Annotated in this window: 13 protein-coding genes; 10 read left to right on the top strand and 3 right to left on the bottom strand. The window is 34.1% G+C overall.

Features of this window, described 5'->3' with window-relative positions:
• Positions 1-9 precede the first annotated feature (9 nt).
• The 10 genes from QO263_RS01515 to QO263_RS01470 all read left to right on the top strand — a co-directional run bounded on the left by QO263_RS01515 (position 10) and on the right by QO263_RS01470 (position 11,131).
• A complete protein-coding gene (locus tag QO263_RS01515; RefSeq protein WP_285625620.1) occupies positions 10-522 on the top strand; it encodes a helix-turn-helix transcriptional regulator in 513 nt (170 codons plus the stop codon).
• A 13-nt stretch (positions 523-535) separates the two neighbouring features.
• Entirely contained in the window at positions 536-1,108 is a 573-nt protein-coding gene (locus QO263_RS01510; protein ID WP_285625617.1) for a flavodoxin family protein, read from the top strand.
• Positions 1,102-1,776 carry a flavodoxin family protein gene (locus QO263_RS01505; RefSeq protein WP_285625615.1) on the top strand — a complete coding sequence of 225 codons (675 nt, stop codon included), beginning with the start codon at positions 1,102-1,104 and terminating at the stop codon, positions 1,774-1,776. The genes QO263_RS01510 and QO263_RS01505 overlap by 7 nt, the downstream gene beginning before the upstream one ends.
• A 140-nt stretch (positions 1,777-1,916) precedes the next feature.
• The gene (locus QO263_RS01500) at positions 1,917-3,659 is read left to right on the top strand and encodes an ABC transporter ATP-binding protein (protein WP_285625614.1); all 1,743 of its coding nucleotides are present in this window, start codon (positions 1,917-1,919) and stop codon (positions 3,657-3,659) included.
• Positions 3,652-5,475, top strand: coding sequence for an ABC transporter ATP-binding protein (locus QO263_RS01495; protein WP_285629158.1), 1,824 nt, complete (start codon positions 3,652-3,654; stop codon positions 5,473-5,475). Before QO263_RS01500 ends, QO263_RS01495 begins: the two co-directional genes overlap by 8 nt.
• Before the next feature lie 110 nt (positions 5,476-5,585).
• The gene (locus QO263_RS01490) at positions 5,586-6,992 is read left to right on the top strand and encodes an MATE family efflux transporter (RefSeq protein WP_285625611.1); all 1,407 of its coding nucleotides are present in this window, start codon (positions 5,586-5,588) and stop codon (positions 6,990-6,992) included.
• Between the two features lie 390 nt (positions 6,993-7,382).
• Complete coding sequence (locus tag QO263_RS01485; RefSeq protein WP_285625607.1) at positions 7,383-8,717, top strand: SPFH domain-containing protein; 1,335 nt, start codon at positions 7,383-7,385, stop codon at positions 8,715-8,717.
• A gap of 23 nt (positions 8,718-8,740) precedes the next feature.
• Complete coding sequence (locus QO263_RS01480; RefSeq protein WP_285625605.1) at positions 8,741-9,802, top strand: TFIIB-type zinc ribbon-containing protein; 1,062 nt, start codon at positions 8,741-8,743, stop codon at positions 9,800-9,802.
• On the top strand, positions 9,799-10,692 hold the full coding sequence (locus QO263_RS01475; protein WP_285625603.1) for a TPM domain-containing protein: 894 nt from the start codon (positions 9,799-9,801) through the stop codon (positions 10,690-10,692). The genes QO263_RS01480 and QO263_RS01475 overlap by 4 nt, the downstream gene beginning before the upstream one ends.
• Positions 10,693-10,933: 241 nt before the next feature.
• Positions 10,934-11,131 carry a cold-shock protein gene (locus QO263_RS01470; protein ID WP_285625602.1) on the top strand — a complete coding sequence of 66 codons (198 nt, stop codon included), beginning with the start codon at positions 10,934-10,936 and terminating at the stop codon, positions 11,129-11,131.
• Positions 11,132-11,198: 67 nt separating this feature from the next.
• Here the strand turns inward: QO263_RS01470 and QO263_RS01465 are convergent, their stop codons facing one another.
• The 3 genes from QO263_RS01465 to QO263_RS01455 all read right to left on the bottom strand — a co-directional run bounded on the left by QO263_RS01465 (position 11,199) and on the right by QO263_RS01455 (position 15,189).
• On the bottom strand, positions 11,199-12,290 hold the full coding sequence (locus QO263_RS01465; protein WP_285625599.1) for a GerAB/ArcD/ProY family transporter: 1,092 nt from the start codon (positions 12,288-12,290) through the stop codon (positions 11,199-11,201).
• A gap of 255 nt (positions 12,291-12,545) precedes the next feature.
• Positions 12,546-13,703: a Ger(x)C family spore germination protein gene (locus tag QO263_RS01460; protein ID WP_285625597.1), complete on the bottom strand. Its 1,158-nt coding sequence runs from the start codon at positions 13,701-13,703 to the stop codon at positions 12,546-12,548.
• Positions 13,696-15,189, bottom strand: coding sequence for a spore germination protein (locus QO263_RS01455; RefSeq protein WP_285625594.1), 1,494 nt, complete (start codon positions 15,187-15,189; stop codon positions 13,696-13,698). Before QO263_RS01455 ends, QO263_RS01460 begins: the two co-directional genes overlap by 8 nt.
• Positions 15,190-15,338: the final 149 nt, after the last annotated feature.

The raw sequence follows: 15,338 nt of genomic DNA, 5'->3' as shown, positions 1-15,338 counted from the left end.
ATGATATTAATGATAAAATTTGTGATCTTAGGTCTTTTAACTTATGGGCAATTAACTGGATATGATATAAAGCAAATAATGACTCGTACCACCTCTAATTTCATGAACGCAAGCTTTGGAAGCATTTATCCCGCACTAAGTAAATTAGAGAAGCAAGGACTTATAAGCTCTACAAAAGCTATAGAAAACGGAAAATACAAGAAGATCTATACAATTAATGAAATTGGGGAGAAGGTATTTATTCAATGGCTGGAAGAGCCTATAGATTTCATGAGATCATATGAAGACATACTTGCTAAAGTATTTTTCTATGAAAAATTATCTAAGGAAAAGGCCTCAAAGCTTATTGAACAATTGATTGAGGATATTAATAATAAAATTAGTGGGCTTGAGAAGCTTGAAATTGAAGTAAAGCCAGTGGCAGAATATTTTGAGATATCTACACTTCATTTTGGGATAGACCATCTAAAGTTTATGGCTAATTGGTATGAAAGACTTTTAAATAATTTAAGTAAAAAGTAAGGGGGTAATAAAAATGAAGGCATTAATACTTAACGGGGAATTAAAAGGGGATGAAAGTTTTGAAAAAGCAAGGAAGCTAACTGAGGAGATAATTGCAGAGCAGGGATATGAAACGGATTATATTTTACTTAGAGAAAAGGAAATAGGAGAATGCTTAGGCTGTTTTGGTTGTTGGGTAAAGACACCGGGTGTATGCGTAGTAGAAGATTATGGACGAATACTTGCAGAAAACATTATTAACAGTGATATGGTAATATTTCTTACTCCAGTAGTATATGGAGGATATTCATCTGAGTTGAAAAAGGCCTTAGACAGAATAATACCTTTACTTCTTCCTTTCTTTAAGAAAGTTAACGGAGAGGTTCATCATAAAAAGCGATATAAAAAGTATCCAAAAGTAGTAGTATTAGGCATGATGTCAGAGGAAGATAATGAGGACAAGGAACTATTTGAAAGCCTAGTCAAAAGAAATTCCCTGAACTGGTACAATTCTTTTGTAGGAGGTATCATAATAGACAATTCAGAAAAGGATATCAAATATCAGATACGAGACAAATTGAAAGCTATGGAGGTGTTAAGATGCTAGCTGAAAAAAAGGCCTTATTATTAATAGGAAGTCCAAAATCTAAAAATAGTACTTCTGAATCCTTAGGGAATTATTTGCTTGAAGGCTTGCATAAAAAAGGATATGTATGTGATAAGTTCCATATACTTACTGTACTTAAAAATAATGCAGATGAGCTTTTTTCAAAAGTGAATGATACAGATTTACTTATTATTTCATTTCCACTATACGTAGATAACTTGCCATCGCCTCTAATTAGAGCCTTAGAGCTTATAGGAGAAAATAGGAAGGAAAGGAGAAATATAAAAGAGCAAAAACTAATTGCTATTGCAAATAATGGATTTCCAGAATCTTTTCATAACTATACATCTCTTAATATATGTAAAAACTTTGCAGGTAAAGCAGGGTTTCAGTGGATTGGAGGATTCGTTATGGGCTCTGGTGCAGCAATAAATGGTAAGCCTATTGAGCAATTAGGCGGTATGACTAGAAACAAAGTTGCTGCCCTTGATATGGCTGTAGAGGCCATAGCTAAGGATAGCGAAATTCCTCCCGCAGCTTTTGAGTTGATGTCAGGCAGATTGATACCAACACCCTTATATGTTTTTATGGCAAATCAAGGCTGGAAAACTCAGGCTAAAAGGCTTGGAGCAAAAAAGGAGCTTTATGCGAAGCCTTATCTAAAATAGATCCTCATAATATAAAGTGAAAAAGTAAATCTATATGAAACCACAAAAACTGAGCTAATAAATTTAGTTCAGTTTTTATTGTGTTTAGGGTGTCTAAATAATATAATAATATTATATATCATAACGAGGAGAGCTTGGAAATGAATACTGGTTATTTAAGTAAATACATAAATAGGTATAAGAAGCAGTTTTCTATAGGACTTACCTTTTTAATTCTTGAAACCATGGGGGATTTAATACAGCCCACCATTATGTCAAGGATAATAGATAATGGAGTAAGGCAAGGGGATATGAATTATGTGCTTAAGCTAGGAGGACTTATGCTTCTAGTAACTGCTCTAGGAGCCGCCTGTGCAGTTGTTAGAAATATAGTATCCTCTAAGGTATCTCAAAGCTTTGGAGCAGATCTGAGAGAGGACTTATATATTAAAATACAAGGGTTTTCCTTTGACAATATAGACGAATTTCAAGATGCTTCACTGATTACAAGGTTAACAAATGATGTAAATCAAATACAAAACTTTTCACACGGAATGATGAGAGTATTCGTAAAGGCTCCAGTATTAGGATTAGGTGCCATAGTAATGGCATTTTTGTTAAATCCTAAGATGTCATTAATACTTTTAGGAGTAGTTCCTGTAGTAGGTATAGTCATAGCTATAAATCTTAAAATATCCTATCCTATTTTCACAAGAATTCAGAAAGCATTAGACAAGGTTAATGGTGTAATGAGAGAATATCTAGCTGGTATCAGAGTAGTGAAAGCCTTTAATAGATTTAATTATGAAAGAGAACGTTTCAGAACAGTAAATAGAGATTTAAAGGATATTACCCTTAAAGGAATGAGAATAGTAGCAGTTTTTAATCCTCTAGTAGCACTGGCAGTGAATATAGGAATAGTATTAGTCTTATGGATTGGAGGACTAAGAGTTAATGTAGGAAATATGGAGGTTGGCAAAATCATGGCCTTTATCAACTATATGACTCAAGTTCTTTTTGGACTTATGATAATGACTAGGGTGCTAAATATGCTTATCAGAGCCAAGGCTTCAGCTGAGAGAATAGGAGAGGTGTTTGAAGCAGAGAATAGCATACTTCCAATGGATAATCCAATCTCAATTAACAACGGAAAAGGACGATTAGAATTTGAAAATGTATATTTTAAATACCATTCCAGCGGCAAATATGTGTTAGAAGATATTGATTTTTCTGCGAATCCTGGAGAAACTGTGGCAATTATAGGATCTACAGGGTCTGGTAAATCTACCTTAATAAATTTAATACCTAGGTTTTATGATGTAATTAAAGGAAAGATAAAAATTGATGATATAGATGTAAGAGATATTAGCCTTGATGAATTAAGAGAAAAAATAGCTATAGTTCCTCAAAAGGCGTTGTTGTTTACAGGAAGCATAAAAGATAATATAAAATGGGGAAACGAAAAGGCAACAGACGAAGAAGTAGAAAAGGTTGCTAAAATAGCTCAAGCCCATGATTTTGTCAAATCCTTCAATGAAGGCTATGACATTTATCTAGGACAAGGCGGGGTAAATTTGTCTGGTGGTCAAAAGCAGAGAATATCCATAGCTCGAGCACTTATAAAGAAACCTGCCATACTTATTTTAGATGATAGTACATCGGCAGTTGATTTAATAACTGAGAGGAATATAAGGAAGGGTCTAAAAGAATACTTAAAAGATACTACAACCATATTGATAGCTCAAAGAATTACATCAGTAATGGATGCAGATAAAATCCTTGTAATGGATAAAGGAAAAATAGTAGGAATGGGAGCCCACGAGGAGCTTATGAAGGCTTGCGAAGTTTATCAAGATATCTATCATTCTCAGATAGGAAAGGGAGCGTTGGACCTTGATGCCTAGACAAGATCAGAGAGGCCATGCAGGTATTGCATGGGGGAGAGGTGCTATTATGCCTGCAAAAAAGGCAAAAGATGTTAGATACACTTTAAAAAGATTATGGAAGCTTTTTAAAAGTGAAAAAAGACAGCTAATTATAACGTTTATGTTAATATTTGCATCAGGACTTTTAGGACTATCAGTTCCATTTCTTATAGGAAAAGCAATAGATGCTATATTTCCTGGAAAATATCTTGTTGAATTTGGTAAACTGAGATCCATTGTATTGATACTATTGTCAGTATATATTCTAGATAACTTGCTTACTTTTTTGCAGGAATATATAGTAGCAGGGATTGCACAAAGGGTAGTATTTAACCTGAGAGAAAAGCTATTTGAGAAGCTTCAATCCCTACCTATCATATTTTTTGATACTCATACACATGGTGAGATAATGAGTAGATTATCCAATGATATTGATAATGTAAGTACTACTATATCCCAATCAACCGTACAGTTTATGACATCAGCAGTTAATATATTAGGCTCATTGGTCATGATGATTTATCTGAGCCCGCTTATGACTATAGCTAGCATGATTACTGTACCTATGGTATATTTATTGACTAGATTCATAGCAAAGAAGACTAAGCTATTATTTAGAGAACAGCAAAAGACCCTCGGGAGCTTAAATGGTCACATTGAAGAGTCCATATCAGGTATACATGTAGTAAAAGCCTTCAATAATGAGGAAAAAGTCATAGCTGAATTCAAGGCTCAAAATGATATATTAAGAGATGTAGGAGTTAAGGCTCAGATTTGGTCTGGGTATATTATGCCACTTATGAATGTAATAAACAACTTTGGCTTTGGAGTTATAGCTATATTTGGAGGGAGTCTGGCTGTAAAAGGTGTTATTTCTGTAGGGATAATTGCCAGTTTTATTTCCTACTCGAAGCAATTTACAAGGCCATTAAATGAGCTTGCAAATACCTTTAATACATTGCAATCAGGCATAGCAGGGGCAGAAAGGGTTTTTGAAATATTAGATGAGACAGAGGAAAGGAAAGATGTTGACAATGCAGTAGATATAGAAAATATTAAAGGAGAAGTAGAATTTAAAGACGTGACCTTTGAATATAAAAAAGATGAACCTGTTCTCAAGGATATATCCTTTAAGGTAGCACCTGGGACTAATATTGCTTTGGTTGGTCCTACGGGAGCAGGAAAAACTACTATAGTAAATTTACTAACTGGATTTTATGAGATAAATAAAGGTGAGATATTAATAGACGGAATCAATATAATGGATTATCAAAAGAATAGCTTAAGAAAAATATTTGGAATGGTGCTACAGGATACTTATCTATTTTCAGGAACCATAAAGGAAAATATAAAGTATGGAAATCTGGAGGCTTCAGATGAGGCTATAGTTAAAGCAGCTGTCCTAGCAAGAGCTGATGATTTTATAAGCAAGCTTCCTCAAGGCTATAACACGTTTTTAAACGAAGGCGGAACTAATTTAAGTCAGGGGCAAAGACAACTGCTAGCTATATCAAGGGCAATCTTAGCTGATCCATCCATACTCATATTAGATGAAGCTACATCTTCCGTAGATACTAGGACAGAATTAAAAATTCAAGAGGCCATGGTAAAGCTTATGGAAAGTAGGACTACATTTATCATTGCCCATAGACTATCTACTATAAAGGATGCTGATATTATCATGGTAATAGATCATGGTGAGATAGTGGAAAAAGGCAGTTATGAAGAGCTATTAGAGAAAAAAGGACATTATTACAGATTGCATCAAAGTCAATTTGCTAATGTAAGTATATAAAGGCCTAAAGTAAAATAAGTGGCTGAAAGTTAGCTCAGTGTCTTAAAAAATATTGATTTTTATGATATAATATTTAGTGTCTCTAAGTTATTACAGAAAGAAGAGGTATAATGACTAGTTCAGAATGCGAAAAGAATAAGAAAAAAAACAAATTACTCATGTGGTTAAAAAATCCCACAAAAGCTGATGTTATTAATATTGCATGGCCTGTTCTTGTGGAGCTTCTTTTAGGTTCACTTTTTGGCATGATAGATATGATGATGCTTGGAAGAATAAGCGATAATTCATTGGCAGCTGCCTCTGTTGCTGCAGTAGGTATGACGAATCAACCATTATTCATAGGGATATCTCTTGTACAGGCTTTAAATGTGGGTGGAACTGCCATGGTTGCAAGATATCTTGGCTCAGATCAGAAGGATAAGATAGAAACTACTTTAAAGCATGTAATGCTGTTGAGCTTGCTGATGCTTGCAATACCTTTATCAATACTTGGTATAATCTTTACAGATTCTATTTTGAATTTCATGGGAGCAGAAGCCGATGCTTTGCAGGCTGGTAGAGGATACTTTAAAGTTGTTATGGTAGGCTTTGTATTTCAATCATTAAACATGTCCATGTCTGCAGCCTTAAGAGGTATTGGTGAGACTAAGACACCTATGAAGATAAATCTAAAAGCAAATTTCCTCAATGTTATAGGGAATGCACTTCTTATTTATGGTCTTCTAGGTTTTCCTAAGCTTGGGGTTACTGGAGCAGGTATATCAACTGCGTTATCTAATATAATTGCAAGTGTACTTTTATTTAGCTATGTTATAAAAGGTAAAAGCATTGTTAAGCTAAATATTAAGAAACGCTTTAAATTTGATAAGGATATTATATATAATCTAGTGAAGATTGGACTCCCTGCCTCATTGGAACAAATGGCATTAAGAATAGGGGTGCTCATGTTTGTAAAAATAGTAGCAGGCTTAGGTACTGTTGTTTATGCATCACACCAAATAGCCTTAAACATATTAAGCTTATCGTTTCAGCCAGGTCAGGCTTTTGGAATAGCGGCTTCATCTCTGGTTGGTAGAAGCTTAGGAGCCCATGAGCTTTCAAAGGCTGAAAATTATGCAAAGGAAACTAGAAGGATTGGCTCAATGATATCTACCTTTATGGCCATAATGTTCTTTTTCTTTGGGCCACAGCTTGTAGGACTGTATTCAAAAGATCCAGAGATTATCAAAAATTCCTCTTTAGCATTGAAAATAATTGCCTTAGTACAACCTTTCCAGTCTTCTCAACTTATTTTAGCGGGAGGCCTAAGAGGTGCAGGAGATACTTTTTGGCCTTTAGTAGGTACATTTTTTGGAGTATTGTTGGTTAGAGTCAGTTTAGCACATGTATTTGTCAAGATACTAGGATATGGACTGGCGGGAGCATGGATTGCCGTGTTTGTGGATCAGTTTGTAAGGTGGCTATTTGTCTATGCGAGATTTAGAACAGGACATTGGAAATATACGAAGCTAAGATAGATTAACCTATTTAAAAAGGTAAATACCTCTTCTGAAAAATCAGAAGAGGTATCTGCTTTTTTTGAAGCTGAGAAATAATTAAAGCATATCTATAGTGATAAACTATACTTTAAAAAAGTACGAAAATGTTATAAAATCAAACTTAAGTAAATAACCTACAGCTACGCATAATTAGTTCAGCTTGATTTCAATTGATGAAGAAAGGAATGGATATAAAAAGGTAGATGCCTTATGTGGGGCGTTTGACTGATTTCTTGGACAAGCATTTCTAGGATAAAATCCAAACAGAAAAAGTCGTGAATATTGAGATTAAAGCATTAAACGAATAAGTATAATTACATGTATTTTAAAATAAGTATGAAATATAAATAGTTTTTTTGGAGGGATACTATGGGAATAATTAAAGCTGCTTTTAGCTCTATAGGAGGAGGATTTGCAGATCAATGGCTAGAAGTCATCGAGCCGCAGGAAATGAGCGATACCACAGTTATGACATCTGGGGTCAAAGTAAGAGCAAAGGATAGGCGTAACAGCAATAAGAAAGGCACAGATAATACGGTGTCAAATGGCTCTATTATCCATGTATATCCAAATCAGTTTATGATGCTGGTTGAAGGTGGAAAAATAGTTGATTATACAGCAGAAGAGGGATATTACAAAGTTAGCAATTCAACTTTACCTTCAATGTTTAATGGTCAGTTTGGAGATTCTTTAAAAGAGACATTTAATCGTTTTAAGTTTGGCGGTGTAACGCCTACTGTCCAAAAAGTATATTATATAAATCTTCAAGAGGTTAAGGGGATTAAATTTGGAACACGTAATCCCGTCAATTATTTTGATAATTTTTACAATGCTGAGCTATTTTTAAGAGCACATGGAACTTATTCTATTAAAATATTAGATCCACTTAAATTTTATATGGAAGCAATTCCAAAGGATAAGTCTCAAGTGGATATCAATGACATCAATGAGCAGTATTTATCAGAGTTTCTAACGGCACTACAATCTGCTATCAATCAAATGTCTGTCGATGGAATAAGAATTTCTCTTGTGGCTTCAAAAAGCATGGAGCTTGCAAAATATATGTCAACAGTACTAGACAACGATTGGAGTCAAATGCGTGGCATGCAGATTCAATCTGTAGGAATCTCTAGTATTTCATATGATGAAGAATCCCAGAAGCTAATAAATATGCGAAATCAAGGAGCTATGCTATCGGATGCTTCAATTAGAGAAGGCTATGTCCAAGGCTCCATTGCTAGAGGAATAGAGTCGGCTGGCTCCAATGCAAATGGTTCTATGACAGGCTTTATGGGAGTAGGTATGGGTCTGCAAGGAGCAGGCGGTTTTATGGATGCAGCTTCACAGACTAATAGGCTTCAAATGCAGCAGCAAGAGCAACAAAGGGCTCAAAGTAAACAAGAGGCATCAACTACTGACACAGCCCATACTGAAGGCTGGAAATGTGGTTGCGGTCAGGCTAATACAAGCCGCTTTTGTACTCAATGTGGAAAGGCCAAGCCAAGCAATGATCAAGATTCGTGGACTTGTAAATGTGGCACAGTAAATACAGGAAACTTCTGTTCTGAATGTGGTTCAAAAAAGCCAGAGGGACCTAAAAAATATAAATGCAACAAGTGTGGCTTTGAACCTAAGGACTTTGACAAGATGCCAAAGTTCTGTCCTGAATGTGGAGACCCTTTTAATGAAGATGATGTAAAATAATTTTAAAAGAGAAGGTGACATTGGTGGCTATTGTTACTTATAAATGTCCAAACTGCGGAGGAGCACTAGAATTTAACGCTGATTCACAAAACTGGAAATGTGAATTTTGTTTAAGTGATTTTAATAACGAAGAAGTAAAAGCTCTTGCAAATGATGAAAATCCCAAGGATGACTCTTTTGAGCAGCAAGCATCCCAGGAGGACACTGAATTCGCAGAAAAAGCAAGGGTATATAGCTGCACAAGCTGTGGTGCAGAGATAGTAACTGATGAAACAACTGCTGCAACTTTTTGCTACTACTGTCACAATCCTGCAATAATACCAAAACAGCTTTCAGGAGAATATAGACCTGCGAAAGTAATTCCCTTTAAATTTAAAAAGGAAGCTGCCAGAGACATATTTATAAAATGGTGTAAAAAGAAACCTTTACTTTCAAGGCAATTTACATCAAACTCTCAGTTAGAACTGCTTTCTGGAATATATATTCCATTTTGGCTATTTGATTGTGAAGCGAGAGGAAAAATAAATGCAGAGGGAAGAAAGGTCCGTACATGGGTAAGTGGAAATAAAAGATATACTGAGACAAAATATTATGATGTAACTAGGGCTGCTACTACTAGCTTTAGTGGAATACCTGCAGATGGATCAAAAAAAGCAGATGATAGGTTGATGGAAACTTTAGAACCCTACGATTATAGTCAAATGGTGGACTTTTCTATGTCTTACCTGTCTGGTTATATGGCAGAAAAATATGATGTGGATAAAGAAGCCGTATTTGGCAGAATATCTGAACGGGTTAATGGATATACAGATACGCTGCTCCGTAATACTATACAAGGATATAGCAGTGTAACAGTGAGAAATAGTGGTATAGATATATATAAATCAGAAGCAGCCTATGTTTTGCTTCCTGCCTGGATATTTACTTACAATTATAAAGGTAAGACCTATGTATTTGCGATGAATGGGCAGACAGGAAAGATTGCAGGAAGCCTCCCTTTAAGTAAGGCAAGGATGGCTGCTTGGTTTGGAATTATTTCAGGGCTTGTATTTGGTATTCTTTCTATAGGAGGTATGTTCCTATGAGAAAAGAGCTAAGGATTATCCTAATAACAGCCATATTATTAGTAGCCCTGATTGGAGGACGTTCCTATGCCGTAGATCAAAAGGTTTACGATGAGGCAGACCTGTTTTCTGAAGCTCAGGAAGAAGCATTGCAAATAAAAGCAGCGGAATTAAGCGAAAAACTAAGCTTGGATACTGTTATCCTTACAATAGCGGATAATAAAGGAAAAACTTCTCGCGATTATGCTGATGATTTTTATGATGAAAATGACTTCGGATATGGAGATAGCTACGATGGATTGATTTTACTTATAAATATGGCTGACCGAGAGGTTTATATTTCCACCTGTGGAAAAGCGATTGAGTATTTTACAGATGTAAGGATAAATAGTATTTTAGACAAGGTATACATTTGTCTCACAGAGGAAAATTATAGTGAAGGAGCAGAAGCCTTTTTAAACGAAGTGGAGTATTATGTGCAAAAAGGTATTCCTTCTAATCAGTACTCATATGACGAAAACACTGGAAATTCTACTAAAGAAAATACTGGAGCATATCCAAATGACAGTATGGATATATCTACTTCAAAGCAAAGTGACTTAGCAAATAGATTATTAATTTACCTACTTATTTCATTTGGCATAGGGGGTATATCTGTTGGGGTCATGGCTATTAACAATAAAGGAAGGACTACTACTAATCAGAGCACTTATTTAGATAAAAATTCATTTAGGCTTATTAATAGTCAGGATTTTCATGTAAACACTAGAGTAACATTTGTACGCATTGATAATGATTCTAATTCTAAAAGCAGTAGAAGAAGCACTACCCATAGTTCCGGTAGTGGAAGAAGTACTACGCATAGTTCCAGTAGTGGGAGAAGCCACGGTGGAGGTGGACGTAAATTTTAAATAAAATTAATTATAGTTATTTTTCATGGTTAAATTTAGGGAATTTGAAAAAAACACTTGTAATATTTTTTATATAGGATATACTAATAGAGAACCTTAATTCAGAAGTAAAATAATTATGTAAGAATATTTTTCGAACTATCTAAAAGGAAATTAAGTGATGATATAGATTTTCGAAATTTTTATTAGCATTTAATTTTACCGAGAATTAAAGGAATAAAAATTTCGGAGGTAATAAAACATGAATGGTACAGTAAAATGGTTTAATTCAGAAAAAGGATTTGGATTCATCACTACAGAAGAAGGAAATGACGTATTTGCACATTTCTCACAAATCAACAAAGACGGATTCAAAACTTTAGAAGAAGGTCAAAAAGTAACATTTAATGTTGTTAATGGAGCAAAAGGCCCACAAGCTGAAAACATTACAATATTATAATTTTACAAGACGAACAAAAACCTGGAGATAATTCTTCAGGTTTTATTGTTTTATTCCAGTCAGTCCACTAACCTTCGCTTGGAATTCTAGATTTAGTTTTCACTTCAGCGGCTATCCAAACTATTAGCGGCAATATTATTTGAAAAGGTATTGCATAGTAGGGATAAATATCTAGCCATTCAAACATCTCCATTATACTATTATAGACTATAATAGAGAGATTCAGCATTAAGAATGCTATAGGAGCAGTTATCTGTGTGTGATCCTTAAAATTAAACAAGCTTGCAAAACCCATGCTGGCTGAAAATAAGCATATACTAATTTTCACAAAGCTAGACAATATGAATACTATAACTGCAATTGTTTCAATGCGTTCAAGAAAGTCTCCTATTTCTATCAAAGAAACGGCAGAATAGGTTGGAAAGTAATGGATAAGCATGTTTGAAATACCGAGGATTAAAATATTTCTTACAGATATTATTAATATAAAAGCTCCTCCTATAATCAAACCTCCTATATAAACTTTATAGGGTTTACTGTTTTGCTTTAAAGAACCTAAAACCACTGTGAAAATAACTGTTTCTGCAAAAGGAAATGCAAATAAAGAGAATCCGCTTTCTAAAACTGGCTTCCACCCATCATACAGCACTGGCTTTATATTGATTGATTCCATTTTACTTATGGATAAAAAAATAGTGCAAATAGCTATAAGAATTATTAAATAAAGAAGAGACTCCGTCAGTCTCCCTAATACTTCAATACCGCTCTTGACCATATAAATAGCTAATAGACCAATAGAAAATGCAATGAAAAATTGAGGTGTCTCAGGGAAAGAAACAATTTGAACAAATTCAGTAACATTTCTGATGACTAAGGCACCTAAATAAAAGAAATATAGGGTAAATAGTAAAATGATGACTTTACCAAATATTTTCCCAAACACTTCTTCTGCTATTTCGAATAAGTTTTTACCGGGAAAAAGACTAAGGATCCTTGCATAAATAATAAGCATAGGCAGAACCATAATCATGCTTATTATAATGGCAATCCAAGTATCCTCACTGGCTTTCTTGCCCCCACCTAGTATCAAGGTACTTCCTATTATGAACATGGACATAATTGTGACACCTTGCTTAGCTGATATTATTTCCTTTTTCATATAAATTTCACCCCTAAATATTGAAAATAAGAAATGACTATAAATTAAAAATTGAAGTAACAGCTTTTTTTATAATTGGTGCAGGACTAGGTATATTTACATCAAATCCTATTAATATTATCATTATGTAAGAAATTGCTGTGATAATTGAATATATATAAAACAGCTTCCACTTTTTATCACGATAGATTGGAACTAAGTCTGTAAATATAAATAGAACGTATAAAAAAGAAAAAAATGAAATCATTATCATGTCTATTCGCCTACCTTAATCGGGGATATAGTAAGTCCACTATTTCTGATTTGTATTTCAGCCTTTACTTCTACTTCCAGATTATTAAAAATATCATCCCAATCATTCTTAATATCCTTCCATAAAGATGGCATCTCAGCTCTAACAATTTTACCAAATCCAAAAATATCAGATTTAAAATTACTTTGTACCTTTTTAATGACATTTTCAATATCCTTTTCTAGAGTCGCTTCAGCATAAGTCTTAAGCTTAGCTCTACCTTTTTCGCTGATATAATCTCTACCTTTATCTTCTTCTGATATGACAACCTCTGTCCTAACATGTATTTTCATCAATAGTTTACCTTCATCATATACAGGCTTTATTTTTGTTTTATTTTTGAATGCTTCTAATGTAATATTATCAATTGAATTTCCTTCGTCTATTTTTGCCACAAGCAATGCACTCTCTATTTTGTCTTTTATAAAAAGATAAAATTTAGCATCTTCACCATCTAAGAAACCAATCAGCTTATCCCCTTTAAATGCTGCTATTCCTGATAATTCTGAGGTCCTTTTTCCTTCATTAGTGGTTATACTAATAGTTGGCAAGACTGGAGATATGCCGCTGCATGACAAGTCATTCATTAATTCATAAACGCCTACTTTTGGAGCCTTTGATAATACACGGTTTCCCACAAGCATATAGCTCATTTCAAAGGAACGTATTTCTGTTGTAACACTTTCTTGAGATAATAGTTCATTTGCAGTTTTTTCGATAGAAACCAGAATATTTGTAGTAAGCCTCGGTTCTTGATCTCTAGATATCCAGTCTACAATTGGTATAATACTATCTTTGGCAACATCTTGGCTTATGATAACAATTTTTGCATGACCCCAGTACAGCCTCTTACCAGAAATTTTTATCATATTTCTGATAGCATCAAATATTGTATTACCTTCTGCTTCCACTCTTATTGAACTTATTTTTACTTCATTCATACCTGGTCTTATATCGATTACTTCGGCAGTAAGTAAAAAGCCATCTCCTTTTTCATTTTTATCTATTGCTAGACCAGAAACTATGGCATATTTGTCTATTTCTCTATAGTTCCAGCAGCCAGTAAGCAAAAATGAAATCATAATGAACATAAAGATGAAAAAAATAAAATGCCTATTCATTATTTTTTCCCCCAAAGGCTTTTCTTCTAAGCTTTTTAGAAGCAATAAATTGAGGTCTATATTCCATATACCACCATGGCGCTCTTATAAATGTATCTTTTAAATCCTGTAATTTCATAGAAGTTAAATTTGACATATATGGTACTCCGAAGGAACGTATGCTGAATAAATGTATTCCTATTCCTAGCATGCCAAAAACATAACCATATAATCCTAAAGCTGAAGACAGAAGAAGTAGAGCAGTTCTAGCTATAATGGAAATTCCAGTAAGAGCAGGTATCATAAGTCCCGTGATACCAGACAATGCAACAATAATGATTATTGGAGCACTTACAAACCTTGCTTGTACTGCGGCCTGCCCTAGCACCAATGCACCTACAATGCTTAATGCTTGACCTATATATGTAGGCATACGCGTGCCAGCTTCCCTCAATATCTCAAAAACAGTTAGCATTCCTATGAGTTCTACAACTGTAGGAAAAGGAACTCCTTGCCTAGCAGCAGATATGCTCAAAACTAGCGGAGTAGGTATTAGTTCTTGATGAAAAGTAACAAGCGCTAAATAGATGGCAGGAACGCTAGTTGTAATGATAAATCCAAGTATCCTCAATATTCTGCCGATAGATCCAAAATAAAAACTTAGATAATAGTCTTCATTAGATTGAAAATATTCAATAAACAAATATGGCAGCGTAATAGCAGTAGGTGTACCGTCAAGAATAATGGCAATGCGTCCTTCTAGCAGCTTAGCAGCTACAACATCAGGTCTTTCAGTAGTACCTACTGTTTTAAAAGGAGATAGCGGCGCATCTTTAATGAATTCTTGTATGTAGTTTACAGCTAAAACTCCGTCCATGTTGAAGCTGCTAAGTCTTCTATACAATTCATCTAGTATTTTTTCGTTTACTATTTCTTCAATATAGCATATATATGCTTCTGTACGTGTTTCTTCACCCAGTGTTATAAGCTTAAACTTGAGCTTACTTGATGAGACCTTCCTTCTTATCATAGAAAGATTCACTAAAATAGATTCTGTAAACCCTTCTCTTGGTCCCCTCAAAACCTTTTCAGATGGAGGCTCTTCTATAGCTCTTGTTTGCCAATCCTTAGTATTGATAATTAAGGCTTCAGACAAACTATCTACAAGAAGAACAGTATCTCCATTAATAATAGCTTCTATCAGTCTAATTAGAGAGTCTGTTTTTGTAATTTGTCTAGAAAGCAATACTTGATATTGGAGCGTATGAATAGTATTACGACTAGACTTTATCACAGAGCTTGTTACTATGGGAGAAATAATATTTTCACTAATCATTTCTGTATTTGCCATTCCATCAACAAAAAAGATACAGCATTTTAATTTGCTATCATGCTGATTCTCAAATTGTCTAATAATTAGAGTATCATCTTCATTAAATACTTTTTTAATTGTTTCTATATTGTTTTCTAAGGATTTAGATAAAATAATATTTTCAAAATTTAACATATGTATATCCACCTTGTATAATATACTTTTAACAATCAGTATTTGCAAAACTAAGGTCATATATTCCATTTTTTAAAGTCGATTATTAAAATAATAGATATAAAAACTATTTGGACAGCCACAATTTTACTTTTAAGCTATAAAATATA

The sequence above is a fragment of the Proteiniborus sp. MB09-C3 genome (assembly GCF_030263895.1).
Lineage (GTDB): Bacteria > Bacillota > Clostridia > Tissierellales > Proteiniboraceae > Proteiniborus.
The sequence above is the reverse complement of the archived record's forward strand: the minus strand, read 5'-3'. Positions and strand labels throughout refer to the sequence as shown.